Source organism: Serratia sp. BNK-17, from assembly GCF_048684935.1.
GTDB classification, from domain to species: domain Bacteria; phylum Pseudomonadota; class Gammaproteobacteria; order Enterobacterales; family Enterobacteriaceae; genus Serratia; species Serratia nematodiphila.
Genome location: NZ_JBLQTR010000001.1, coordinates 4741082 through 4766531, shown reverse-complemented (window position 1 = coordinate 4766531; position 25450 = coordinate 4741082). Strand labels below are relative to the sequence as shown.

The 25450-nt window shown below is 61.1% G+C and carries 24 protein-coding genes, 2 tRNA genes and 1 other RNA gene; 18 read left to right on the top strand and 9 right to left on the bottom strand.

What is annotated here, in order from left to right; all coding sequences use genetic code 11:
- Positions 1-13: 13 nt before the first annotated feature.
- From mltG to ptsG, 5 genes are all read left to right on the top strand, one after another.
- Positions 14-1039, top strand: coding sequence for an endolytic transglycosylase MltG (gene mltG, locus ACMGF7_RS22810; protein ID WP_047727793.1), 1026 nt, complete (start codon positions 14-16; stop codon positions 1037-1039).
- Complete coding sequence (gene tmk, locus ACMGF7_RS22805; RefSeq protein WP_016928188.1) at positions 1029-1667, top strand: dTMP kinase; 639 nt, start codon at positions 1029-1031, stop codon at positions 1665-1667. Before mltG ends, tmk begins: the two co-directional genes overlap by 11 nt.
- Complete coding sequence (holB, locus tag ACMGF7_RS22800; RefSeq protein ID WP_164095223.1) at positions 1667-2674, top strand: DNA polymerase III subunit delta'; 1008 nt, start codon at positions 1667-1669, stop codon at positions 2672-2674. Before tmk ends, holB begins: the two co-directional genes overlap by 1 nt.
- A 19-nt stretch (positions 2675-2693) precedes the next feature.
- Positions 2694-3470, top strand: a complete 777-nt coding sequence (locus ACMGF7_RS22795; protein WP_164095222.1) for a metal-dependent hydrolase — start codon at positions 2694-2696, stop codon at positions 3468-3470.
- 342 nt (positions 3471-3812) lie between these two features.
- Positions 3813-5246: a PTS glucose transporter subunit IIBC gene (ptsG, locus tag ACMGF7_RS22790; RefSeq protein WP_015377458.1), complete on the top strand. Its 1434-nt coding sequence runs from the start codon at positions 3813-3815 to the stop codon at positions 5244-5246.
- Between the two features lie 56 nt (positions 5247-5302).
- Here the strand turns inward: ptsG and ACMGF7_RS22785 are convergent, their stop codons facing one another.
- The gene (locus tag ACMGF7_RS22785; RefSeq protein WP_197763596.1) at positions 5303-5668 is read right to left on the bottom strand and encodes a DUF4180 domain-containing protein; all 366 of its coding nucleotides are present in this window, start codon (positions 5666-5668) and stop codon (positions 5303-5305) included.
- A 14-nt stretch (positions 5669-5682) separates the two neighbouring features.
- Entirely contained in the window at positions 5683-6153 is a 471-nt protein-coding gene (gene mntR, locus ACMGF7_RS22780; protein WP_015377460.1) for a manganese-binding transcriptional regulator MntR, read from the bottom strand.
- A 230-nt stretch (positions 6154-6383) separates the two neighbouring features.
- Between mntR and ACMGF7_RS22775 the strand changes: the two genes are divergently transcribed.
- Positions 6384-7688 carry an Nramp family divalent metal transporter gene (locus ACMGF7_RS22775; RefSeq protein WP_004928764.1) on the top strand — a complete coding sequence of 435 codons (1305 nt, stop codon included), beginning with the start codon at positions 6384-6386 and terminating at the stop codon, positions 7686-7688.
- Between the two features lie 37 nt (positions 7689-7725).
- On the opposite strand, the gene ACMGF7_RS22770 is transcribed toward ACMGF7_RS22775, so the two are convergent.
- Complete coding sequence (locus tag ACMGF7_RS22770) at positions 7726-8475, bottom strand: SDR family oxidoreductase (protein WP_164095221.1); 750 nt, start codon at positions 8473-8475, stop codon at positions 7726-7728.
- A 99-nt stretch (positions 8476-8574) separates the two neighbouring features.
- On the opposite strand from ACMGF7_RS22770, the gene ACMGF7_RS22765 reads away from it, so the two are divergent.
- Complete coding sequence (locus tag ACMGF7_RS22765) at positions 8575-8952, top strand: winged helix-turn-helix transcriptional regulator (RefSeq protein ID WP_075685547.1); 378 nt, start codon at positions 8575-8577, stop codon at positions 8950-8952.
- Here the strand turns inward: ACMGF7_RS22765 and ACMGF7_RS22760 are convergent.
- On the bottom strand, positions 8949-9854 hold the full coding sequence (locus ACMGF7_RS22760; RefSeq protein WP_049241728.1) for a transporter substrate-binding domain-containing protein: 906 nt from the start codon (positions 9852-9854) through the stop codon (positions 8949-8951). The two genes, ACMGF7_RS22765 and ACMGF7_RS22760, sit on opposite strands and share 4 nt — an antisense overlap.
- 221 nt (positions 9855-10075) lie before the next feature.
- On the opposite strand from ACMGF7_RS22760, the gene hinT reads away from it, so the two are divergent.
- The 9 genes from hinT (at position 10076) to ACMGF7_RS22715 (ending at position 17243) form a co-directional block, all read left to right on the top strand.
- Positions 10076-10426, top strand: a complete 351-nt coding sequence (hinT, locus tag ACMGF7_RS22755; protein WP_004928776.1) for a purine nucleoside phosphoramidase — start codon at positions 10076-10078, stop codon at positions 10424-10426.
- Positions 10427-10437: 11 nt separating this feature from the next.
- Positions 10438-10827, top strand: a complete 390-nt coding sequence (locus ACMGF7_RS22750; RefSeq protein WP_049241725.1) for a YcfL family protein — start codon at positions 10438-10440, stop codon at positions 10825-10827.
- A gap of 26 nt (positions 10828-10853) precedes the next feature.
- Entirely contained in the window at positions 10854-11444 is a 591-nt protein-coding gene (lpoB, locus tag ACMGF7_RS22745; RefSeq protein ID WP_021504924.1) for a penicillin-binding protein activator LpoB, read from the top strand.
- Entirely contained in the window at positions 11425-12291 is an 867-nt protein-coding gene (gene thiK, locus ACMGF7_RS22740; RefSeq protein WP_015377466.1) for a thiamine kinase, read from the top strand. The genes lpoB and thiK overlap by 20 nt, the downstream gene beginning before the upstream one ends.
- 37 nt (positions 12292-12328) lie before the next feature.
- Positions 12329-13348 (top strand): beta-N-acetylhexosaminidase, encoded by a 1020-nt coding sequence (nagZ, locus tag ACMGF7_RS22735; RefSeq protein ID WP_021504926.1) that lies wholly within the window; start codon positions 12329-12331, stop codon positions 13346-13348.
- Between the two features lie 79 nt (positions 13349-13427).
- Complete coding sequence (gene ycfP, locus ACMGF7_RS22730) at positions 13428-13970, top strand: alpha/beta hydrolase YcfP (RefSeq protein WP_015377468.1); 543 nt, start codon at positions 13428-13430, stop codon at positions 13968-13970.
- 331 nt (positions 13971-14301) lie between these two features.
- On the top strand, positions 14302-15606 hold the full coding sequence (locus ACMGF7_RS22725) for an NAD(P)/FAD-dependent oxidoreductase (protein WP_004928794.1): 1305 nt from the start codon (positions 14302-14304) through the stop codon (positions 15604-15606).
- A gap of 356 nt (positions 15607-15962) precedes the next feature.
- Entirely contained in the window at positions 15963-16499 is a 537-nt protein-coding gene (locus ACMGF7_RS22720; RefSeq protein WP_004928798.1) for a glycine zipper 2TM domain-containing protein, read from the top strand.
- A gap of 264 nt (positions 16500-16763) precedes the next feature.
- Positions 16764-17243: an RrF2 family transcriptional regulator gene (locus ACMGF7_RS22715; RefSeq protein ID WP_171453785.1), complete on the top strand. Its 480-nt coding sequence runs from the start codon at positions 16764-16766 to the stop codon at positions 17241-17243.
- Between the two features lie 65 nt (positions 17244-17308).
- Here the strand turns inward: ACMGF7_RS22715 and sdeB are convergent, their stop codons facing one another.
- Together sdeB and sdeA are read right to left on the bottom strand one after the other, a co-directional pair.
- On the bottom strand, positions 17309-20452 hold the full coding sequence (gene sdeB, locus ACMGF7_RS22710; RefSeq protein WP_420286721.1) for a multidrug efflux RND transporter permease subunit SdeB: 3144 nt from the start codon (positions 20450-20452) through the stop codon (positions 17309-17311).
- Positions 20453-20476: 24 nt separating this feature from the next.
- Positions 20477-21664 carry a multidrug efflux RND transporter periplasmic adaptor subunit SdeA gene (gene sdeA, locus ACMGF7_RS22705; RefSeq protein WP_044031464.1) on the bottom strand — a complete coding sequence of 396 codons (1188 nt, stop codon included), beginning with the start codon at positions 21662-21664 and terminating at the stop codon, positions 20477-20479.
- Positions 21665-21958: 294 nt separating this feature from the next.
- Between sdeA and ACMGF7_RS22700 the strand changes: the two genes are divergently transcribed.
- The gene (locus ACMGF7_RS22700) at positions 21959-22315 is read left to right on the top strand and encodes a helix-turn-helix domain-containing protein (RefSeq protein WP_420286720.1); all 357 of its coding nucleotides are present in this window, start codon (positions 21959-21961) and stop codon (positions 22313-22315) included.
- A 55-nt stretch (positions 22316-22370) separates the two neighbouring features.
- Here ACMGF7_RS22700 and ACMGF7_RS22695 read toward each other — a convergent pair.
- From ACMGF7_RS22695 to ACMGF7_RS22685, 3 genes are all read right to left on the bottom strand, one after another.
- Positions 22371-22490, bottom strand: a non-coding RNA gene (locus tag ACMGF7_RS22695) — RtT sRNA.
- A 47-nt stretch (positions 22491-22537) separates the two neighbouring features.
- A tRNA-Ser gene (locus ACMGF7_RS22690) sits at positions 22538-22627 on the bottom strand.
- Between the two features lie 702 nt (positions 22628-23329).
- Positions 23330-23419: transfer RNA gene (locus ACMGF7_RS22685), tRNA-Ser, on the bottom strand.
- Between the two features lie 447 nt (positions 23420-23866).
- Between ACMGF7_RS22685 and ACMGF7_RS22680 the strand changes: the two genes are divergently transcribed.
- Positions 23867-25333, top strand: a complete 1467-nt coding sequence (locus ACMGF7_RS22680) for a peptide MFS transporter (RefSeq protein WP_049202801.1) — start codon at positions 23867-23869, stop codon at positions 25331-25333.
- Positions 25334-25450 lie beyond the last annotated feature (117 nt).

Genomic DNA, 25450 nt, shown 5'->3' with positions numbered 1-25450 from the left:
CCATGGCTGATTGATGAAGAAAAGAAAGCTGAAGGTCCTGTCTGTTATTGTTGTTCTGGTATTAGCGCTGCTGTTTTGGGGCTACCAGAAGATCGAACGCTTTGCCGATACGCCGCTTGCCATCCAGCAAGAGACCATCTTCAAACTGCCTGCCGGCACCGGCCGGGTAGCGCTCGAAGGGTTGCTGGTGCGCGATAAACTGGTGCGCAACGGCCGCTGGTTCCAGTGGCTGCTGAAACTGGAGCCGGAGCTGGCGGAGTTTAAAGCCGGTACCTACCGGTTCACGCCGGGCATGACGGTGCGCCAGATGCTGAAACTGTTGGCCAGCGGCAAAGAGGCGCAGTTCACCGCACGCTTTATCGAAGGCTCACGCCTGCGTGACTGGCAGCAGGTGTTGCAGCAGTCCAAATACCTGAAACACACCCTGGCGGGCAAGAGCGAAGCGGAGATCGCCGCTGCGCTCGGCATTCCTGCGGGAGAAACCCCGGAAGGGCATTTGTACCCGGATACCTATCAGTATACCGCCGGCATGAGCGACATCGCGTTGCTCAAACGCGCGCACGTGCGCATGAACAAAGCGCTGCAGGCCGCCTGGGCCGGCCGCGACACCAGCCTGCCGTACAAAACGCCGGAGGACCTGCTGACCATGGCTTCGATCGTCGAGAAAGAGACCGCGGTCCCGGAAGAGCGCAGCAAGGTGGCGTCGGTGTTCGTCAACCGCTTGCGTATCGGCATGCGTCTGCAGACCGATCCGACGGTGATCTACGGCATGGGCGAAAGCTATAATGGCAACATCACGCGCAAGGATCTGGAGACGCCGACGCCTTATAACACCTATGTGATCGCCGGCCTGCCGCCAACGCCGATCGCCATGCCGGGTGAGGCCTCGTTGCAGGCGGCCGCCAATCCGGCCAAAACGCCTTATCTCTATTTTGTCGCTGACGGCAAGGGTGGGCATACCTTCACCACCAATCTGGCGAGTCATAACCAGGCGGTGCGCGTGTACCGTCAGGCGTTAAAGGAAAAGAATGAAAAGTAAATTCGTTGTTATCGAAGGGCTGGAAGGCGCGGGTAAAACCACCGCGCGCGACACGGTAGTCAATGTGCTGCGTGAACATGGCATCAACGACATCGTCTTCACCCGTGAACCCGGCGGCACGCCGCTGGCGGAGAAACTGCGCGATCTGTTCAAGCGCGGCATCGACGGCGAATTGCCGACCATCAAGGCCGAAGTCTTGATGCTGTACGCTGCGCGCGTGCAGCTGGTGGAAACCGTGATCAAACCCGCCCTGGCGCGTGGCGCCTGGGTGGTGGGCGATCGCCACGATCTCTCTTCACAAGCCTATCAGGGCGGCGGCCGTGGCGTGGATCCGCAGCTGATGACCTCGCTGCGCGACACCGTGCTGGGGGATTTCCGCCCGGATCTGACGGTTTATCTCGATCTGCCGCCTCTGGTCGGCCTGCAACGCGCACAGGCGCGCGGCCAGCTGGATCGCATTGAACAGGAGGCGCTGCCGTTCTTCGAACGCACCCGCGCGCGCTATCTCGAGCTGGCGGCGCAGGATGAAACCATCGTCACCGTTGACGCTGCCCAGCCGTTGGAGCAGGTGACGGCGGCGATCCGCGACTGCGTCGGCCACTGGCTGCGGCAGCAGGAAGGCGCATAATGAACTGGTATCCGTGGCTGAATGGCCCTTATCGCCAGCTGATTGGGCAGTACGCCGAGGGCCGCGGCCATCATGCGCTGCTGCTGCACGCGGCGGCGGGCAACGGTGACGACGCGCTGGCCTACGGCCTGAGCCGCTGGTTGATCTGCCAGCAGCGCAACGGTGAAAAAAGCTGCGGCGAGTGCCACAGCTGCCGGCTGATGCTGGCGGGCAACCACCCGGATTATCACGTGCTGGCGCCGGAAAAGGGCAAGAGCAGCCTGGGCATCGAACCGATCCGCCAGGTGATTGAAACGCTGTATGCCCACGCGCAGCAGGGCGGCGCCAAGGTGATTTGGCTGCCGCAGGCGGAACAGCTGACCGAGGCGGCGGCCAACGCGCTGCTTAAAACGCTGGAAGAGCCGCCGGAGAAAACCTATTTCCTGCTGGGTTGCCGTGAGCCGTCGCGGCTGATGGCGACGCTGCGCAGCCGCTGCCTGTACTGGCATTTGGCCAGCCCGGATGAACAACTCAGCCTGCAGTGGCTGAGCCGGCAGGCGGCCGGCTCTCAGACGGACCGCCTCACGGCGCTGCGCCTGCACGACGGCGCGCCGCTGGCCGCCGAACAGCTGTTGCAGCCGCAGCAGTGGCAGCAGCGCAGCGCGCTGTGCGCCGCGTTGAGCGCCGCGCTGCCGCAGCGCGATATGCTGTCGATGTTGCCGGTGCTGAACCATGAAGACGTCGCTGAGCGCCTGCACTGGCTGTGCGCGCTGCTGGTGGACGCCATGAAGTGGCAGCAAGGCGCGCATCACTATGTATTGAATCAGGATCAGCAACCGCTGGTGCATCAGCTGGCCAGCCTGTTGAGCAGCGCCTCGCTGCAACAGATCGTGCAACAGTGGCTGAGCTGCCGCCATCAGTTGCTCAGCGTGGTGGGCGTCAACCGCGAGCTGCTGCTGACCGAACAGTTACTTCGCTGGGAACAGATGCTTGGCGCCGCCGGCTATTCCCACCCTCACTCGCTGTAAAGTTAAAGAGTTAAAAATTATGTTGTTAGTCGATTCTCATTGCCACCTTGACGGCCTGGATTATCAAACGCTGCACCAGAATGTGGACGACGCGCTGGCCAAGGCCAAAGCGCGCGACGTCGGCTATGTGCTGGCGGTCGCCACCACGCTGCCGGGCTACCGCTCCATGACCGAACTGATCGGCAAGCGCGACGATGTGGCCTTCTCCTGCGGGGTGCATCCGCTCAACCTGGAAGAAGGCTATGATTATGCCGAGCTGCGTCGCCTGGCGGCGGCGGAGCAGGTGGTGGCGCTGGGGGAGACCGGGCTCGATTACTTCTACCAGAAGGATAACCTTGAGCTGCAGCAGGACTCTTTCCGCGAGCATATCCGCATCGGCCGGGATCTGAACAAGCCGGTGATCGTCCACACCCGCGACGCGCGCGCGGACACGCTGGCGATCCTGCGTGAAGAGAATGCACAGGACTGCGGCGGCGTGCTGCACTGCTTCACCGAAGATCTGGCCACGGCCGAAACCTTGCTGGATCTGGGCTTCTACATCTCTTTCTCGGGCATCGTGACCTTCCGCAATGCCGAACAGCTGCGCGAAGTGGCACGTTACGTGCCGCTGGATCGCATTCTGGTGGAAACCGACTCGCCTTACCTGGCACCGGTGCCGCATCGCGGCAAAGAAAACCAACCCGCCTATGTGCGCGATGTGGCTGAATACATGGCGGTATTGAAGGGCGTTAGCCTGGAACAGCTGGCCGAAGCCACCACCGCCAACTTTTCACGCTTATTTCACCTCGATCTGTGATCTTTGACCTAGGCTATAGCTGTAGGTCATTGTCTGCGTAATTTTTTTTAAGCTCGTAATTAATCACTGAAACGGGTAAGGTTCCCTCCCGTTTCAAGGTGGTTGGTGCGCGTTTTTTGCTCTCTTTTGCCAAAAAAACGCCGGTTTATGCAAAGTTGCCGCGGCTCGATCATCGAAACGTGATTGTCATCAAACATTGCGCAGGCTATTTATTTTACTCTGCGTAATAAATTCAAGGGGTGCTCAGACACCCTGAATTGCAGGGGTTTTTCTCCCCCCTTGCAGCGCGACGTATCGCGACAAGAAGTAGCAAAGCATTATTACTCAGGAGCACACTCAACTATGTTCAAGAACGCATTTGCAAACCTGCAAAAAGTAGGTAAATCGCTCATGCTGCCGGTGTCCGTGTTGCCTATCGCAGGTATCCTGCTGGGCGTCGGTTCCGCCAACTTTAGCTGGCTACCTGCGGTAGTCTCCCACGTGATGGCGGAAGCGGGCGGTTCGGTCTTCGCCAACATGCCGCTGATTTTCGCCATCGGCGTCGCCTTGGGCTTCACCAACAACGACGGCGTTTCCGCGCTGGCGGCGGTGGTGGCTTACGGCATCATGGTGAAAACCATGGCGGTGGTTGCGCCGCTGGTGCTGCACCTGCCGGCTGAAGAGATTGCGGCCAAACACCTGGCGGATACCGGCGTGCTCGGGGGGATTATCTCCGGCGCCATCGCGGCCTATATGTTCAACCGCTTCTTCCGCATTCAACTGCCGGAATACCTGGGCTTCTTTGCCGGTAAGCGTTTCGTGCCGATCATTTCCGGTCTGGCGGCGATCGTTCTGGGCGTAGTGCTGTCCTTCATCTGGCCACCGATCGGTACGGCTATCCAGACCTTCTCGCAGTGGGCGGCTTACCAGAACCCAGTTGTAGCCTTCGGCATTTACGGCGTGGTTGAGCGTGCTCTGGTGCCGTTCGGTCTGCACCACATCTGGAACGTACCGTTCCAAATGCAGATTGGTGAATTCACCAACGCGGCGGGTCAGGTGTTCCACGGCGACATCCCTCGTTACATGGCGGGTGACCCAACCGCGGGCAAACTGTCCGGCGGCTTCCTGTTCAAAATGTACGGTCTGCCTGCTGCGGCCATCGCCATCTGGCACTCGGCCAAGCCGGAAAACCGCGCGAAAGTCGGCGGCATCATGATCTCCGCCGCGCTGACCTCGTTCCTGACCGGTATCACCGAGCCGATCGAGTTCTCCTTCATGTTCGTCGCGCCGATCCTGTACGTGATCCACGCTATCCTGGCCGGTCTGGCGTTCCCAATCTGCATTCTGTTGGGCATGCGTGACGGCACCAGCTTCTCGCACGGCCTGATCGACTTTATCGTACTGAGCGGCAACAGCAGCAAAATCTGGCTGTTCCCAATCGTCGGTATCGTCTACGGTCTGGTGTACTACACCATCTTCCGTGTGCTGATCGCCAAGCTGGATCTGAAAACGCCGGGCCGTGAAGACACCGCTGCCGAGCAGTCTGCGCAGGGCGGTTCCGAAATGTCCGCGGCGCTGGTTCAGGCCTTCGGCGGCAAAGAAAACATCACTAACCTGGATGCTTGCATCACCCGTCTGCGCGTCAGCGTGGCCGACGTGTCCAAAGTTGACCAGGCGGGCCTGAAGAAACTGGGCGCAGCCGGCGTAGTCGTCGCTGGCTCCGGCGTGCAGGCCATCTTCGGCACCAAGTCCGACAACCTGAAAACCGATATGGACGAATACATCCGTAATCACTGATTCAGGCAGGGGAGTTACCAAGGGAGGCGAAAGCCTCCCTTTTTTATTGCCTGCCGTCAGGCGCCAAGGCGCTGTTCGAGCTCGGCGAGAGAAGGGAGGAACCAGACCTGTTCGCCGCGATTGGCTTCGCGCACGAAATCTTGCAGCGCGTTGCTTTGCGCCAGCCAGGGAGTGATATCGCCCAGCAGCGCCACGCGCAGGCGGTAGTTGATGAATTTCTGCAATACGGCGCCGGCCACGCCGCTCCTCAGCTGGAAAAAGGCGGCGTCCAGGCGGCTGACGGGGAGGACGATCACCCCGGCCTCGTGTTCAAAGGCGGGCGCGATAAACAGGCTGACGTCATTTTCATCTTTCAGCATCGGCCCGGCCTCGGCGAAAACCACCAGGCGCAGATCATGAATTTGCTGCACGGCGTAGCTCATCGGCGCTCCGGGGCTCAGGGTTTGGCGTGCTGCTGCAGGTAATGCTCGAACACCGCCAGCGTTTCGTCCGAGATATGGTGTTCAATCCCTTCGCTGTCCAGCTCGGCGGTTTCGCTCGGCACCCCGAGGCACATCAGCAGATCGACCACGATGCGGTGACGGCGGCGCACCTTCTGCGCCAGCTGTTCGCCTTCCTCGGTTAAAAACACCCCGCGATAAGGGCGCGACTCCACCAGCCCGGCGCTTTTGAGCCGCGCGATATTTTTGATCGCCGTCGGGTGAGACACGCCAAAGCGGCGCGCGATATCGGTGGTTCTGGCTTCGCGGGTGCTTTGCAGCAAATCGGCGATCAGCTCAACGTAATCTTCGATCAGCGCATTGGACTGCGCTTCGCGGGCGCGGCTAAAACGCAGGGCGTGCTCGGCCTCGTCCGGCATGTCGGTCAGGGCGGAGCGGTCGGCGTTATCTGGCGCGCGGGTAACCATAGCGTGGGGCGTCCTGTAAGCATAAAAATGGCGTCTCCCGGCAATGCGGGGAGGGTTGCCCTAAGTTAGTCCAAATAGCACACATTATCAATTCGATGCCACGCATTGTGGTAGTTAGAAATATCTCTACACAAAGCCAATGAATTTCGCCTGTTGCATAAAGTGTAGCCGATGCTACATTGTCAGCATGACCGGTGGAAAAATAACCAGTAAAAGATTAAGGGTAATTCATGCGTGACGCGGCAACCACCCCATCGTTAACCGAACGGACCAACATCGCGATTGGCGCCGCCCTTGCCGGACGCAAGCGCGGCGCCTTCACGCCGTTGCTGTTCGCCGGCCCGGCGGTGATTGCCTCGATCGCCTATATGGATCCCGGTAATTTCGCCACCAACATTCAGGCCGGGGCGAAATACGGCTACAGCCTGCTGTGGGTGGTGGTGATGGCCAACCTGATCGCCATGCTGTTCCAGGCGCTGTCGGCCAAACTGGGCATCGTCACCAACCGCAATCTGGCGGAAATGTGCCGCGACCAGTTTTCACGGCCGGTGGTGATCGGCATGTGGCTGCTCAGCGAAGTGGCGGCGATGGCCACCGATCTGGCGGAGTTTCTCGGCGGGGCGATCGCGCTGGCGCTGCTGTTCCACATGCCGCTGCTGGCGGGGATGGGGGTGACGGCGGTGATCACTTATGCGCTGTTGATGGTGGAAAAGAAAGGTTTCCGCCCGGTCGAGCTGATGATTGGTGGCCTGGTGGGCATCATCGCGCTGTGCTACCTGGTGGAGATGTTCATCGTGCCGGTGGACTGGCAGGCGGCCGGCCTCGGCATGGTGACGCCGCAGTTGCCGGATGCCCAGGCGCTGACCATCGCCGTCGGCATTATCGGCGCCACCGTGATGCCGCACGCCATTTTCCTGCACTCGGGATTGACTCAGCACCGCAGCCCGGCCAGCGACAACGGCGAGCGGCGCAAGCTGCTGCGTTTTTCCAATATTGAAGTAGTGATCGCGCTGGCGCTTGCCGGGCTGGTGAATATTGCGATGGTGATCATGGCCTCGAGCGCCTTCCACGCCGGTAACAGCGACGTGGCCGAAATCGGCACCGCCTACCATACGCTGACGCCACTGTTCGGCGCGGCGGCGGCCGGCATCTTCCTGGCTTCGCTGATCGCCTCCGGCATTTCCAGTTCGGTGGTGGGTACCATGGCCGGGCAAATGATCATGCAGGGCTTCGTCGGCTTCCGCATTCCGGTGTGGGTGCGCCGCCTGGTGACCATGGTGCCGGCGTTTATCGTGGTGGCGATGGGCGTCAACGCCACCGACGCGCTGGTCTACAGCCAGGTGGTGCTGAGCCTGGCGCTGCCGGCGCCGATGATCGCGCTGGTGATGTTCACCCGCCGCCGCGACATCATGGGCGAGTTCGCCAACGGCCGCTGGACCAGTCTGGCGGCGGTGGTCGGCACGGTGGTGATCGTGCTGCTCAACGTGGTGTTGCTGCTGCAGACCTTTGGCGTCGACATCCCTGGATTGGGGTGATCTTGCGGGCCGCGCGGGGCGCGGCCGCGTCGCTAAATTATAAATTCCCCACGCCGCCGTCCATTTGCAGCTCCGCGCCGACCATAAATGCCGACTCGTCCGCCGCCAGAAACACCGCCGCTTTGGCCAGCTCCAGCTCGCTGCCCATGCGGCCGATCGGCACCAGCGCGCGGATATCGTCGCGTAAGGCCCGCTCGTCCGCTTCCGCCAACCCCAGTTTACCCAATGCCGGGGTTTCGGTCGGGCCGGGGCTGAGGCCATTAACGCGAATGCCGCGCGCGTGCAGCTCGCCGGAGAGCGTTCTGGCCAGCGATAACAAACCGGCTTTGCTGGCGGCGTAGGCGCTGCTCTGCGGCAGGCCGATATGGGCGCTGACCGAACCGCACAGGATCACCGAAGAAGGGTTGGCCAGCAGCGGCAGCAGCGCCTGGATCAGAAAGAACGGCCCCTTCAGATTGATGTCCATCAGCCGCTGATAGCTTTGCTCATCCCACTCCTGCAGCGGGCGATGCGTGACGTCGCCGGCGTTGATGTACAGCACGTCCAGCCGCGGCCACCGCTGCTCCAACTGCTGCGCCAGCGCGCGCTGCTGTGGGATGTCGCCGGCGTCGCTCAGCAGCAACAGCGCCTTGTCCGCCAATGCCTGGCCCGCCGCGTCCAGGGCGCGTTGGCTGCGGCCGGTGATCGCAACCAAAGCGCCCTCGGCGATGAACTGGCGAGCGGTTTCCAGCCCGATGCCGCTGGTGCCGCCGGTAATCAATGCGTATTTGCCTTGCAGTCGTGACATAACCGATTCCTCTTTAGCGTCTGTTACGGCATTATTTGCGCTATAGTTCCTTTTGCATAGTAGGCACCTTTTGGATACTAAAGGACGAGGAGGGATGAAATGACGACGCAAGCGCCCTTAGAGGCAGAAAATAATTTGGCGGCCTTGCCGACGGCGGGCGAACCCTGCCCGATGGTGGACTTCGTCAATCTGGTGTCGGGCAAATGGGCGATACCGATCTTGTACCGGCTGATCATGATCGACGGCCCGGTGCGATTCAGCGAGCTGCAGCGGGCGGTGGCGCCCATTGCGCAGAAGGAGCTGACGCGCCAGCTGCGGCTGTTCGAACAGCGCGGCCTGGTGACGCGGCAGGTGTTTCCCGAAGTGCCGCCGCGGGTGGAGTATCAGGTCACCGCGCTGGGCAAATCGCTGCGGCCAACGCTGGACTCGCTGGCCGAGTGGATGCGTCGGCATGCGCCGCAGCTGATCGGCGGCTAGTCGCCGATGCCCGGCGGGTTGATGGTGGAACGCTCGACCTTTTCGTCGCCTTCGCCCCAGCGTTCCAGCACCTGCGCATATTCGCCGCTGACGATGACGCCGTTGACGGCGGCGTTGATGGCGTTCACCAGCCCGTTGCCTTTTTTGGTGGTGACCGCGACATAGGCCACGTTGGGGCCGATGCCGACCATTTTGGTTTTGCCGGTCAGCGCCGCCTTGTAGGCGCCGGTGGAGTGGGGGCCGAAGAACGCATCGGCGCGCCCGGACTGAATGCTGAGGTTGGTGGCGGCGTCGTCGGTCACGTAGATCGGTTGTACCGGCGGCAGCCCGGCGGCGCGATTTTGCTTATCCCATCCCAGCAGAATGTTTTCCTGATTGGTGCCGGATCCGACGATGATCCGCAGACCGGCGACGTCCTGCGGCCGGTTGATCGCGGTGATGTGGCTGGTGGATTTGACGTAAAAGCCCAGCGTGTCCACTCGGTAAGTGGCGAAGTCGAATTTGGTTTTACGCTGTTTGGTGACGGCGATGTTGAAGATTGCCGCATCGTATTTGCCCGTGCTGATGCCCAGCGGCCAATCTTCCCAGGAGGTGGGCACCAGATTCAGCTCCAGTCCGAGGCTATCCGCCACCAGGCGGGCGATGTCCGGATCGCTGCCGATCAGCGTTTTATTGTCTTCGGCGAACAGCGCCAGCGGCGGGGAGTTCTCGAATGCCACCGCCACCGTCAGCTTGCCTGGCACCGCGAAGTGAAAGTTCGCCGGGATCAGCGCGATAGCGGCGGGATTCTTCTCTGCGTGTATCGGCTGTCGGTTAGCCTGCAGGTCGATACCGCCCGTCGTGGCCGCCTGCACGGCGGCGCTCAGCAACAGCGCGCACAGCGCCGAAATTCTCGGTAACATAACGCCCTCTATCCTTTGTTAATCATGGAGTTACTATTGGCGGCGGTGCGGGGCAAGTAAAGCAACAATAGTGAATAACCAAAGTGAAAAGATGCACAAGCGGGGGGCCGGGCTGCGCGAATCTGCAGCACTCGACGTGGAAAGTGCGCAATCAGGTTGAAAGCAGTAGAATTTGTCACTCATACTGCGTACAGCTAATTGTGTAAAACAAGGAACGCCAGATGGCCGAAGAAACGATTTTCAGTAAAATTATCCGCCGCGAAATCCCTGCTGATGTGGTTTACCAGGATGAACTGGTGACCGCTTTCCGTGACATCTCCCCCCAGGCGCCCACCCATGTGCTGATCGTTCCCAACGTGCTGATCCCAACCGTCAACGACGTGACCGTGGAGCACGAAGCCGCGCTGGGCCGCATGATCACCGCCGCGGCGAAAATCGCCGAACAGGAAGGCATCGCCGAGGACGGCTACCGCCTGATCGTCAACTGCAACCGCCACGCCGGTCAGGAGGTCTATCATATTCATATGCACCTGGTCGGTGGCCGCTCGCTGGGGCCGCTGCTGTCACGTTAAGCGAGGAAATCATGCGCGGTAAAAAAACTCTGCGTGGTCTGATGGCGTTGGCGCTGCCCGCCGCGTTGTTGATGGGATGCAGCTCACCGCCCGGCATCGCTGTCAACCAAGGGCAGACGGTGGTGATGGATCCCTCGGTGCTGACCGCCGGTATTCTGGCCGATACGCCCTCGATTTCGAACGCTTCCGGGCGGGTGATGGCAACCTCGGTGCTCAATAACAGTCAGCCGACGCCGGTCACCGTACATTACCGTTTCTATTGGTACGACGCGCAGGGGCTGGATATTCGCCCCTTCGAGAAACCGCGTGAGATCGTGGTGGCACCCGACTCGGACGCCAAAATCTACTCGATTAACGGCAATCTGGACGCTAAAAGCGCGCGTCTGTTTCTGTACCTGTAAGCGCTTGCCAGGTTTGGAGAAAAAGCATGAAAAAGTACGTCTTAGTGGCGCTGGCCGCATTAACCTTGAGCGGCTGTCTGTCGCGCCCGCCTGAGCCGGAACAACCGTTGCCGCCGGTCACCGTCGAGCCGGATCAGCCGACGCCGCCGGTGGAGCAGCCGCAGCCGCCAACTACCGAGCCGGTGCCGCAGCCGCCGAAAATCCAGCAGCTCGACTGGCTGGGCAGCGTGCAGCCGCTGGTGGGGCAGATGTTGAAGGCCGATGGCGTCACGGCCGGCAGCGTGCTGCTGCTGGACAGCGTCAAGAACAACACCAACGGCTCGCTGCAGATGGGCAAAGCCACCGCGGCACTGTATAAGGCGTTGGCGTCGAACTCCACTTTCAGCGTGGTGCCGGAAGCGAAGCTGACCAGCGCCAGACAAACGCTGGGCCTGTCGGCGGATGACAGCTTCGGCTCGCGCAGTAAGGCGATTGGCCTGGCGCGCATCGTCGGCGCGCAGTACGTGCTGTACAGCGATGTCAGCGGCGACGTGAAGTCACCGGCGCTGGATATGCAGCTGATGCTGGTGCAAACCGGCGAGATCGTCTGGTCGGGCAATGGCGCCGTTAAACGCTGAGGCCGCGCTGCGACGATTGATGGAAACCAGACTGCCGGCGGTGAATACCGCCGGTTGTCATTTCAGCCCGGTGCAGGGGCTGACCGGCGAGAGCTGGCGCATCGACGGCTCGGGCGTCACGCTGCTGGCGCGGCAACATAGCGCGGAGAAACGCGCGCTGGGCGTGAGCAGGCGGCGGGAGGCGCAGGTCCTGCGTCGCTGTGCGCCGGGGCTGGGGCCACGGGTTTTCGCACAGAATAATCAGTGGCTTATCCTCGAATGGCTTGAAGGTGACGTTGTCACAAATTCCGAATTTGACGCGCTGAATCAGCGCGGCGAGCTGGCGGCGATGGTGGCGACGCTGCATCGGCGGCCGCTCAGCGGTTACCGGCTGGATCTGCGGCGGCAATTCCTCCGCTACTGGCAGCAGCTGGATACGCGGCGTTTAACCCCCGCCTGGCTGCGCCTGCAGCGTCATTTTTTACGCAGCGCCTTGCCACGGCCGCTGCGCCTGGCGCCGCTGCACATGGATATCCATCCGGGCAATCTGCTCACCACCGGCGAAGAGCTGCGGCTGATCGACTGGGAGTATGCCGCCGACGGCGACATAGCACTGGATATCGCCGCGCTGTTTCGCAGCAACGGCTGGTCGGCCGAACAGCAGCAGCGCTTTTTGCAGCACTACGCGCATCAGGGCTATCGCGACGTCGCCCGGTTGCAGGCGCAGGTGCGCCGTTGGCTGCCGTGGGTGGATTATCTGATGCTGCTGTGGTTTGAAGTGCGCTGGCAGCAGAGCGGCGACGTTGAATTTTTGCGCTGGGGCGCTGCGGTGCGCCGGCGATTCTGTTTATCATCATCTGAATTCTGAACGAACAAAATGAAGTGAGGTGCCCGTGGGCCCAGTAATGCTAGATGTCGCCGGCTACGAGCTGGATGCAGAAGAACGCGAGATTTTGAAACACCCGCTGGTTGGCGGATTGATCCTGTTTACCCGTAACTTCCACGATGCGGAGCAACTGCGTGAGCTGGTGCGCCAGATCCGCGCCGCCTCGCACGATCGGCTGGTGGTGGCGGTAGACCAAGAGGGCGGGCGCGTGCAGCGCTTCCGCGAGGGTTTCACCCGTTTGCCGGCGGCGCAGTCGTTCGCCGCGTTGCACGATGCGCAGGAAGGCGGCCGTCTGGCGCAGGAGGCCGGCTGGCTGATGGCGGCGGAGATGATCGCGCAGGATATCGACATCAGCTTCGCGCCGGTGCTGGACATCGGCCACGGCAGCGCGGCGATCGGCGAGCGTTCGTTCCACAGCGATCCGCCGCAGGCGCTGGCGATGGCGGAGCGCTTCATCCTCGGCATGCACAGCGCCGGCATGAAAACCACCGGCAAACACTTCCCGGGGCACGGCGCCGTCAGCGCCGATTCGCACAAGGAAACCCCGCGCGATCCGCGGCCGCTGGCGCAGATCCGCGAGCACGACATGGCGATCTTCCGCGAGCTGATCAACCGCCAGCTGCTGGACGCCGTCATGCCGGCCCACGTCATCTATACTGAAGCGGACCCGCGTCCGGCCAGCGGCTCGCCTTACTGGCTGCAGCAGATCCTGCGTCAGGAGCTGGGCTTCGACGGCGTGATCTTCTCCGACGATCTGTCGATGGAAGGCGCCGCCATCATGGGGAGCTACGCCGAGCGCGGCCAGGCGGCGCTGGATGCCGGATGCGACATGATTCTGGTGTGCAACAACCGCGCCGGTGCGGTCAGCGTGTTGGATAACCTGTCCCCGGTCAAAGCAGAGAAGGTGAAGCGGTTATATCATCGCGGTCAGTTCACCCGTCAGGAACTGCGTGACTCCGAGCGCTGGCAGCAGGCGCACAAGGCGCTCAGCGCGTTGAGCGAGCGTTGGGAGGAGCACAAGCAGCGTTCGCAAGGGTGAATCCAGGTGCCGCATCGCGGCGCAGAGCGGAAATGATGAGGGCCGCGCCCGCGGCCCTTGGCTTGTTGCGAGGATCCACATGATTATCTATTTGCACGGCTTCGATTCCACCAGTCCCGGCAATCATGAAAAGGTATTACAGCTGCAGTTTATCGATCCGGACGTGCGCTTTATCAGCTACAGCACGCTGCATCCGCGTCACGACATGCAGCATCTGTTGAAAGAGGTGGACAAGGCGGTGCAGCAGGGCGGCGATGCGCACCCGTTGATCTGCGGGGTTGGCCTCGGCGGCTTCTGGGCGGAGCGCATCGGCTTCCTGTGCGGCATTCGCCAGGCGATGTTCAATCCCAACCTGTACCCGGAAGAGCACATGCACGGCAAGATAGACCGGCCGGAAGAGTATCGCGATATCGCCACCAAGTGCGTGGAGGATTTCCGCGAGAAAAACCGCGATCGCTGTCTGGTGGTGCTGTCGCGCCACGACGAGGTGCTGGATAACCGGCGCAGCGCCGAATTGCTGCATCACTACTACGAGATCGTGTGGGATGAACAGCAGACGCACAAGTTCAAAAACATCTCTCCGCATCTGCAGCGGCTCAAGGCGTTCAAGGCGCTGGGTTAACAGTTTCATAACGCTGCCGCGAGCCGCGCGCCCCGTTTTTCACCGGCGGAAAGTGCGGCTTTTTTGTACGTCAAAGCAAGATTCTGTGTGGCAATCGGCAAAATTTAAAACTGTGACTCAGCGCTAACTATTTGAATCACAATCCCCAAAAAAACCCGCGTCCAGCCTTTAACCAAAAAAATTTGATGTACGTCAATTTTGGTATGACCAAATAACCTCACATGCTATTCTGGCTGCAGAGAGCCGATTTATTTTAAGCGAACCCTATGTATTCTAAGGATATTATTTATTTACCCTGGGATAACAAATGGTTCACATTTAGGGGGTTATTTTGACAACGCCAAAGAAGAAAATCGTTATTGTTGGCGGCGGCGCCGGTGGTTTGGAGCTGGCGACCAGCCTGGGCCATAAACTTGGCCGCAAGAACAAAGCCGAGATCACGTTGGTGGATCGCAACCACAGCCATTTGTGGAAACCGCTGTTGCACGAAGTGGCGACCGGTTCCCTCGATGACGGCGTAGATGCGCTCAGCTACCTGGCGCACGCGCGCAATCACCATTTCAGCTTCCAGCTGGGGTCGTTGACCAACATCAACCGTGAGACGCAAACGCTGCAGCTGGCGCAGATCTGCGACGAGCAGGGCGGCGAGCTGGTGCCGGCGCGCGAATTGCCGTACGACATTCTGGTGATGGCGTTGGGCAGCACCTCGAACGATTTCGGTACGCCAGGCGTGAAAGAGCACTGCATCTTCCTGGATAACCCCCATCAGGCACGTCGTTTCCACAACGAAATGCTCAACCTGTTCCTGAAGTTCTCGGCGCAGCCGGGGCAAAAAGAGCGGGTCAACATCGCTATCGTCGGCGGCGGCGCCACCGGCGTTGAACTGTCCGCCGAACTGCACAACGCGGTGAAGCAGTTGCACAGCTACGGCTTTGAAGGCCTGGACAACAGCGCGCTCAACGTGACGCTGGTGGAAGCCGGCGAGCGCATCCTGCCGGCGCTGCCGCCGCGCATTTCCGCCGCCGCGCACCAGGAGCTGATCAAACTGGGCGTGCGCGTGCTGACCAACACCATGGTGACCAGCGCGGACGCCAAGGGGCTGAACACCAAGGGCGGCGAATTCATCGACGCTGATCTGATGGTGTGGGCGGCCGGCATCAAGGCGCCGGACTTTATGAAGGACATCGGCGGCCTGGAAACCAACCGCATCAACCAGCTGGTGGTGGAGCCGACGCTGCAGACCACGCGCGATCCGAACATCTTCGCCATCGGCGACTGCGCTTCCTGTCCGAAAGAGGGCGGCGGTTTCGTGCCGCCGCGCGCGCAGTCGGCGCACCAGATGGCTTCGCGTTGCGCCACCAATATTCTGGCGCTGATGAACGGCCAGACGCTGAAGCCTTACGTGTATAAAGATCACGGCTCGCTGGTGTCGCTGTCGCGCTTCAGCACCGTCGGCAGCCTGATGGGCAACCTGATGCGCGGTTCTATGATGGTGGAAGGGCGCATCGCGCGTTTCGTCTACATCTCGCTGTACCGCATGCATCAGGTAGCGTTGCATGGCTACATCAAAACCGGCCTGATGATGCTGGTGGGCGGCATTAACCGGGTGATCCGTCCGCGTCTGAAGATGCACTGATCCCGCCTTTGTCGACCAACCCGCGCCGGTTCGCCCGCGCGGGTTTTTTTATGGCGGCGCGAGGCTAACGGCGGCGGTTGCTTGATTCTTCTGCATAAGCCGTCGTTGGCATGGGTAAAATTCTTAAGATTCCTCCTAAACAACGGGAAAACGGCCGTTTTCCCGCATTTTTGGTCCCCTTGTCTTATTGCGGGCCTTCAGATCATTGTGCAGACTTTACCTCGTTTACAGACGGCGCGTCGCGCACGCCGTAAACCGGGATACCGCCAGCCGCCCATGCGCAAAATAATAAGCGCGGTGCCAGCCGGTAACAGACCCCGGAAAAAATGCGTGGTAACACTTTCAGGAGGTTTCCTGTGAACAAGTCAATGTTAGCCGGTGTTGGAATTGGTATCGCTGCCGCTCTGGGGATTGCCGCGGTAGCCAGCCTGGACGTCTTTTCTGCCGGTCCGCAATATGCGCAGGTGCTCGCCGCAACGCCGATTAAAGAAACCATCAAAACGCCGCGTCAGGAATGCCGCAACGTCACCGTCACACACCGTGCACCGGTGCAGGATGAAAACCGCATCGCCGGCTCTGTGCTGGGCGCAGTGGCGGGCGGCGTGATTGGCCACCAGTTCGGCGGCGGTCGCGGGCGCGACGTGGCGACCGTGGTCGGCGCGCTGGGCGGCGGCTACGCCGGCAACCAGGTGCAAGGGGCGATGCAGAACAACGACGTCACCACCAGCGTTCAGCAGCGTTGCAAAACGGTCTACGACAAGTCCCAGAAAATGCTGGGCTATGACGTGACCTACAAGATCGGCAATCAGCAGGGCAAGATCCGCATGGATCACGATCCGGGCACGCAAATCCCGTTGGACAAAAACGGCCAGCTGGTGCTGAACAGAGCCTGATCGCCACATTCGAATTAAACCCGCGGGCAGTGTTAGTTCTGATCGTTTAACCCGGTTAAGCGAGCGGCGTTAACATTGACGCGGGTTTCTGTTTTCTGCCTGCCCAAAAGTTTGCGATCGTTCTAATGTCTGCGTGCGATATCGCTGGGCGAAACTTCAAAAAAGCCCCTGCGTTTGTTATATTATTGTGCAATTAAGCGGTGTTATCGGCGCCAATCGCCACACCGGCCAAACCCGAGTATTTCGTCTCGCAGAGATAACGACATGTTAGATTTTCGCTTTCCGACAGCGTTGCAAATGGTCCTTAGCGTCGCCGTAGCTGAGAAGCAGGGCATGCGTTCGACGAGCGCCACCCTCGCCGCCGCTCTGGAAGCCAACCCCAGCTTTATCCGCAAACTGATGGTGCCGCTGACCAAAGACGGCATCATCGTTTCCACCCTGGGCCGAAACGGCTCTATCCACCTCGGCCGCCCGGCGGAAGAGATCACCCTGCGGGACATCTATCTGGCGGTGATCGACGACAAGCGCATCTGGGCTTCCCGCCCTGAAGTGCCGGCTCGTTGCCTGGTGAGCGCCAACGCCTGCTGGTATTTCAAATCGGTGGTGAACGAGGCCGAGCAGGCTTCGCTCGCGGTGCTGGCGCGCCACACCGTGGCCGACTCGCTGGCCGAGCTGGAGCGGGGCGACAAGCGCGTCTGCGCGGAATACGCCGCCGAGCAAGAGGCTGAAGCCGCCGGTAAATAATCGCGGTTCTGATGCATAAAGAAAGGTCGGGCATTGCCCGACCTTTTTGCATTTTAGAGCGAGTCTTACGCCGTCTGTGGCTGCGCTTTGCGCGCCACCAGGCGCCGCAGGGTGACGTAGAACACCGGTGTCAGGAACAGCCCGAACAGGGTGACCCCCAGCATGCCGGAGAACACCGTGATGCCGGTGACGCCGCGCACTTCGGCGCCGGCGCCATGGCCAAGGATCAGCGGGATGGTGCCGGCGATGAAGGCGATGGAGGTCATCACGATCGGCCGCAGCCGCAGGCGGCAGGCCTCCAGCGCCGCTTCGACGATGCCTTTGCCCTGCATTTCCAGTTCGCGGGCGAACTCGACGATCAGAATGGCGTTCTTGCAGGCCAACCCCATCAGAACGACCAGCCCGACCTGCACAAACACGTTGTTGTCGCCGCCGGTCAGCCACACGCCGAACAGCGCCGACAGCATGGTCATCGGCACGATCAGGATCACCGCCAACGGCAGCGTCCAGCTTTCGTACAGCGCCGCCAGCGCGAGGAACGCCAGCAGCACCGCCACCGGGAACACCACCAGCGCGGCGTTACCCTGGGTCGATTGCTGGTAACTCAGATCGGTCCACTGGATGTTCATGCCGTTCGGCAACAGCTTGCCGGCCATCTGCGTCAGCGCGCCCATCGCCTGGGTAGAGGAGAGCACGCGCGGATCGGCGTCGCCGATCAGATCCGCTGCCGGGAAACCGTTGTAACGGATCACCGGATCCGGGCCGTAGGTGGTGCCGATGCTGACCATACTGCCGATCGGCACCATTTCGCCCTTATCGTTGCGGGTGCGCAGGTTGGCGATGTCTTCCACGCTGTCGCGGAATTGGCCGTCGGCCTGCGCCATCACCTTCCAGGTGCGGCCGTAACGGTTGAAGTCGTTAATGTAAGACGAACCGAGGTAGGTCTGCAGCGTGCTGAACAGCGCGTTGAGCGGCACCCCCTGCGCCTTGGCCTTGTCGCGATCGATTTTGGCGTCCAGCTGCGGCACGTTGGCCTGATAGGAGGAGATCGGGAACCCCATGCCCGGCGTTTGCATAATGGCGCCGGACAGGGTGTTGATCGCCGTCTGCAGCGCGCCGTAACCCAGCCCGGCGCGATCCTGCACGTACAGTGAATAGCCGGAGCCCTGGCCGATGCCGAGGATCGGCGGCGGCATGATGGAGAAAGCGAAGCCTTCCTGGATCTGTGAAATGCGCGCGTTGATCTCGGCGTTGATCTCCGCTGCGGTGCGGGTGCGGGTGCTCAATGACTCCAGCGCGAAGAACACCGTGCCGGTATTCGGCGTATTGGTGAACTGCAGCGCGTTCAGGCCGGGGAAGGCCACCGCATCGGTGACGCCGTCCACGCTCAGGCCGATGGCGCTCATCTTGCGGATCACCGCATCGGTGCGCTCCAGCGAGGCGCCTTCCGGCATCTTCACGCCGCCGATCAGGTACAGCTTGTCCTGCGTCGGGATAAAGCCGCCGGGCACGGTCTTGAACATCACGCCGGCGGCGGCCAGCAGCAGCAGGTAGACGACGAACACCGCGCCGCGCCGGCCCAACACGCGGGAGACGCCCTGTTGGTAGCGTTGCGAACCGATGGCGAAGAAGCGGTTGAACGGCCGGAACAGCCAGCCGAACAGCCGGTCGATCAGGCGCGACGGCAGATCTTTCGGCGCGCCGTGCGGTTTCAGCAAGCGTGCCGCCAGCGCTGGCGACAGGGTCAGCGAGTTGATGGCGGAGATCACCGTCGAGATGGCGATGGTGACGGCGAACTGCTTGTAGAACTGGCCGGTGACGCCGGAAAGGAACGCCATCGGCACGAACACCGCACACAGCACCACGGCGATGGCGATGATCGGGCCGGAGACCTCGCGCATCGCCTGGTGCGCCGCCGCCAGCGGCGACAGCCCCTCTTCGATATTACGCTCGACGTTTTCCACCACCACGATGGCGTCATCCACCACGATGCCGATCGCCAGCACTAGCCCGAACAGGCTGAGGGTGTTGAGCGAGAAGCCCAGCAGATACAGCGCGGCGAAGGTGCCGACCACGGAGATCGGCACCGCCAGCAGCGGAATGATCGAGGCGCGCCAGGTCTGCAGGAACAGAATGACCACCAGCACCACCAGGATCACCGCTTCCAGCAGGGTATCTACCACCGCGCGGATCGAGTCGCGCACGAATACCGTCGGGTCGTACGGCGACTTCCAGCTCATGCCGTCCGGGAAGCGGGTCGCCAGCTCGGCCATCTTGCCGCGCACCGCGTCCGACAGCTCGATGGCGTTGGCACCCGGCGACTGGAAGATGCCGATGCCGACCGCATCCTTGTTATTAAGCTGGGCGCGCAGCGCGTAGCTGCCGGAGCCCATTTCGATGCGCGCCACGTCGCGCAGCCGCACGATCTCGCCGTTATCACCGCTCTTGAGAATGATGTTGCCGAACTCTTCTTCGGTTTGCAGGCGCCCCTGGGCGTTGATCGACAGCAGATAGTCGCTGCGCGTCGGCATCGGCTCCGCGCCGAGCTGGCCGGCGGAGACCTGCACGTTCTGCTCCTGCATGGCGCTCACCACGTCGGAGGCGGTCAGCCCGCGCGCGGCGACCTTGTTCGGATCGAGCCAGATGCGCATTGCGTATTCGCCGGCGCCGAAGATCTGTACCTGGCCGACGCCCGGCAGGCGGGCGAGTTCATCCTTGACCTTCAGGGTGGCGTAGTTGCGCAGGTACAGCGAGTCGTACTTGCCGGAAGGCGATACCAGATGCACCACCAGCGTCAGCGCCGGAGACTGTTTCTGGGTGGTGATGCCCTGGCGGCGCACGTCTTCCGGCAGGCGCGCTTCGGCCTGCGCCACGCGGTTTTGCACCTGCACCTGCGCCTGATCGGGATCGGTGCCCGGGCGGAAGGTGACGGTGGTCACCAGCACGCCGTCGGAACCGGCGACCGATTTCATGTACATCATGTTTTCGACGCCGTTGATCGCTTCTTCCAGCGGCGTGGCCACCGTTTCAGCGATCTCTTTCGGGTTGGCGCCCGGGTATTCTGCACGCACCTGCACGCTGGGCGGCACCACGTCCGGGTACTCGCTGATCGGCAGCAGCGGGATGGCTATCACCCCGGCGACAAAAATCAGTATCGACAGCACCGCGGCGAAGATCGGCCGGTCGATGAAAAAGCGGGAAAAGTCCATGGGTCAGAAGTCTCTGCTGGGAGCTTAGTTAAGCGTGGAGGCGATAGGGTTCATGGCGACGGCTTTCGCGTCGACCGGCATGCCCGGCATAAACACTTTCTGCATGCCGTCGACGATCACCCGATCGCCGTTTGCCAACCCTTTCTGCACGATGCGCAATCCTTCGGCCATGCGGCCCACGTCAATGTCGCGGCGCTGCGCCTTACCGTCTTTATCGACGATGTAAACGAACTTGCGGTTCTGGTCGGTCATCACCGCTTTGTCGTCGATCAGCATGGCGTTGAACTCGGCGCTGCCGGGCATCTGTACCCGGGCGAACAGCCCCGGCGTGAAGCGGCGATCGCGGTTGTCGAGCAGGGCGCGCATGCGGATGGTGCCGGTCCCGGCGTTCAGTTGGTTATCGGTGAAGTCCACCAGCCCCTGATGCGGAGTGCCGTCTTCGCCTACCAGGCCGACTTTCACCGGCAGGCGGGCATCGTGCCGGCCTTGCTGCTGATAGCGCAGGAAGGTGGCTTCATCCACGTCGAAATAGACGTAGACCTTGTCGAGCGACACCAGCGTCGTCAGCACGCTGGCGCTGTCGCCGGCGGTGACCAGGTTGCCGGCGGTGATCATCGCGCGGCTGGCGCGCCCGTCAATCGGCGCGGTAACGCGGGTAAAGTCGAGATTCAGCTGCGCCATATCGAGCTGGGCCTGCGCCGCCAGCACGTTGCTTTGCGCCTGCGCGGCGGACGACCGGCGCTGCTCCCACACTTCCTGAGAGATGGCCTGAGTGCCGATCAGTTTCTCGGTGCGCGAGGATTCGCTGCGCGCCAGGGCGGCCTGGTTGCGCGCCCGCACCAGCTCTGCCTGCGCCTGTTCGCGCGCGGCGCGGTAGGTGCGATCGTCGATGGTGAACAGCACTTGGCCTTTTTTCACCTCGTCGCCTTCGGTGTAGTTGACCCGCTCGATGTAACCAGAGACCCGTGGGCGCAGTTGCACGCTCTGCACCGCCTCGACCCGGCCGTTGAAGGCATCCCACTGGCTGATCGGCTTGACCACCACGCTGGCGGCGCTGACCACCGGCGGCGGCGGCGGGGCATTGTGCGCGACGCTGTTGTCGCACCCGGCGAGCAGGGCGGCCAACAGCGCCACCCCGGAGAGCCGCTGGCCCAGAGCGACGGCGCGCGTGCGGCCGCCGGCGTTGAACGATGAGTTTGGTTGATTTGCCATTATTTTTATTCCGATAAGTAAGCGCGGTCAGGCCCCATACCCGGCCCTGTTCTCCGGGATTCGCCCCGCGCCGGCGTGCGGTGAGGGGGCGGCTGCGCCGTGCAGCGGCGCAACGTTAGGTTTTGAAACACATTGGTGTCACATTAATGTATCAATATCGGTTACATTAATTGGGTGGAGTATAGTGGCGGCTTTCCAATAAATGCAATAATAAAAATTGCATTTAAAGCGAAACTGTTGCAACGTATGTGCATCGGGCAGAGGGTGACCCTGCCGAATGATGGGAGCATCTGCATGAACACTACGGGCTTTATTACCGATTTGAAGGCGTGGATCGACAACAATCTGGAAGAGAAACTGGATATCAACACCGTGGCGGACCGCGCGGGCTATTCCAAATGGCATCTGCAGCGCATGTTCAAACGCCAGACCGGCTACGCGCTGGGGGAGTATATCCGCATGCAAAAACTGAAAGTGTCGGCGGAGCGCCTGGCCAACAGCGGCGAGCCTATCGTCAGCGTGGCGATCTCGCTCGGCTTCGACTCACAGCAGTCGTTCAACCGCAGCTTCAAACGCCAATTCGGCCAAACGCCGGGCGACTGGCGCCGCGGGCTGGCGCATCCGGCGTCAATGGGGCGCACGCACCACTGAGCGGTTGGGGTGTGGGGAGAAAAAAAGCCTGAATTTGCGTTCGGGCTTTTTTGTATGGCGGTGAGGGAGGGATAGATTCGCTGCGCTCACCCTGCGGGCCGCCGTTGGCGGTCCAAAACGCAGGCGTTTTGTCGAACCCTGTCGAGGGTTCTTACCCCCCCGGTCGGTGCGCTATGCATACAAAAAAGCCTGAACGTGAGTTCAGGCTTTCTCGTTAGAATATGGCGGTGAGGGAGGGATTCGAACCCTCGATACACTTTCGCGTATACACACTTTCCAGGCGTGCTCCTTCAGCCACTCGGACACCTCACCATATTTTTTTGTTGCGAAATCATCGCTGCAACGGGGCGCTACTATAGGGAGTGGGGCCGATCCGGTCAAGAATAATTTCTGTGTTTTTGTTCGTCCGCTCAAGCCGTGTTCATTTTGCTGAAAACTGCGGCTAACGATAGGGCAGAAGTCATGAAAAGGTGGGAAAATCAGAAGTAAGGTTAGTGGATAACCGGTGGAAATGGGAATTACGGGCGCGGGCTGTGGGCTTGATTCGCTGCGCTCACCCTGCGGGCCGCCGTTGGCGGTCCAAAACGCAGGCGTTTTGTCGAACCCTGTCGAGGCTTCTCGCCCCTCTCGGCGGTGCACCATGCAAAAAAAGCCTGGACGCGAATCCAGGCTTTCTCTTCGAATTTGGCGGTGAGAGAGGGCTTGATTCGCTGCGCTCACCCTGCGGGCCGCCGTTGGCGGTCCAAAACGCAGGCGTTTTGTCGAACCCTGTCGAGGCTTCTCGCCCCTCTCGGCGGTGCACCATGCAAAAAAAAGCCTGGACGCGAATCCAGGCTTTCTCTTCGAATTTGGCGGTGAGAGAGGGCTTGATTCGCTGCGCTCACCCTGCGGGCCGCCGTTGGCGGTCCAAAACGCAGGCGTTTTGTCGAACCCTGTCGAGGCTTCTCGCCCCTCTCGGCGGTGCACCATGCAAAAAAAAAGCCTGGACGTGAATCCAGGCTTTCTCTTCGAATTTGGCGGTGAGAGAGGGGTTCGAACCCTCGATACACTTTCGCGTATACACACTTTCCAGGCGTGCTCCTTCAGCCACTCAGACACCTCACCGTTTTGTTGCCGAAAACGCTTTGCGCTGTCGACGGGCGCTAATGTAGGAGAATCTGATCTCAGCGTCAACCCTCTTATTTCATTCTCATGACTGTTTAGCCAAACTTGCAGCAATTTGCTGATTTACCGAACGATATTCCCACTCTTGGCCACCGGCGGGCAGGGCGGACTACGTTCAAAACGCGTGAAAGATGATTGTTTGACCTTTTTCTGTGCGAGTAGCTCAATATATCGCCAATGAGAACGGTCTATTTGCTGTTATATGCATTAATACTGGATTATTAGTCAAATGTGTCGCTAAATGGAATTATGTCGGCGCGGCGTTTTTGGCAAGGAACATCACGGCGCCGCGCAGATTGCCGGGAGACAGGCCGGCGATATCGCAGACAGGGACAGACTCATTACATAATAATGCAGTAGAGGTTCGTTTTGACTCCTTCAGATGCCATGCCGGCGCCGCAAGCGCGCCATGCCATTCCCCCCGGTGCGGGGGCGCTGTTCTTCATCCAGATCTTCGCCACACTGGGCTTCGCCGTGCTTTACTCCACGCTGGTGCTGTACGCCACCAAGCGATTGGGCTTCAACGAAAGCAGCGCCAACGCCATGATGGGCGTGTTCGGCGCCTTCAACTATGGTCTGCACATGTTCGGCGGCTACCTCGGCGGCCGTTTCCTCAGTAACCGCAATCTGTTCGTGCTGGGCATGGTGCTGCAGGTGATCGGCTGCGCGCTGATTGCCGTCGCGGGCGTGTGGGGGCTGTACTGGGGGCTGGCGATGTTCCTGACCGGCAGCGGCCTTAACGTGACCTGCATTAATATGATGCTCACCCAGCGTTTCAAACCGGATGATGACCGGCGCGAATCGGCATTCCTGTGGAACTACGCTGGCATGAACCTCGGGTTCTTCGTCGGCTTTACCGTCGCCGGGTATTTCCAACTGACGGAAAACTATCGCGCGCTGTTCCTGTTCGCCACGCTGGGCAATGCGGCGGCGATCATCGTCGCCGTCTGCCGCTGGCGGATTCTGGCGGATCTCAATACGCCGCTGCACGATGCCAGCCGCAGTCAATACCGTTGGCGCATGCTGGTCGGGCTGGCGGTGCTGGTGGCGCTGGTGCCGATTATCCGCGTGATGCTGACCCACGCCGAGTTCAGCGGCCATTTCGTGATCGTGCTCGGCGCGCTGATCTTCCTGATGCTGTGCGTGGTGACGCTGCGCCACCATCCGCGCGATGAGCGCCGCAGAATGGCGGCCTATCTGATCCTGGCGCTGGGGTCGCTGGTGTTCTGGGCGCTGTATCAGCTGGCGCCGATGGGGCTGATGCTGTTCTCCGAGCACAACATCAACCTGAACGTTTACGGCATTCAGGTGGCGCCGCAGTGGATCCAGAATATCAACACGCTGGTGATCGTGGTGGGCGGCCCGCTGCTGGCCTGGTGGTTCAACCGCCTGCGCGCTCGCGGCTGCAACATCGACATTCCGCTGCAGTTCTCCGGATCGCTGTTCTGCATCGGGCTTGGCATGCTGGTGCTGCCGCTGGGCATCAGCATGGCCGGCGGCGACGGGCTGGTGGCGTTTAAATGGATCGTCATCAGCTATGTGCTGCAAAGCGTCGGTGAATTGATGATCTCGCCGATCGGTTACGCGATGATCGGCAAGCTGGCGCCGCCGCGCTATCAGGGCGTGATGATGGGCTGCTGGATGATGGTGACCGGCGTTGCCTCGGTGCTGGCGGGCTACGTCTCCGGCCTGATGCCGGAAAATAGCGGCAGCACGCCGCTGCAAACCAATCCCGGCTATAGCGAAATCTTCAGCGCGCTGGGCTGGGGGGCGACGGGCGTCGGCGTGGCGATGCTGATCCTCATTCCGCTGTTGCGGCGCCTTATCCGGCGCGACGGTCCGTCTGCCGCCTGATTTGGCGAGAATACACAGCAGCCCCACTGGTCGGGGCTGTTTTTATTTTGGGCTTTAACGCTTGCATCCGGCGGCGAATCGCGGAAGGCTGAAGGAAAACCAATAAAAACAAACCGG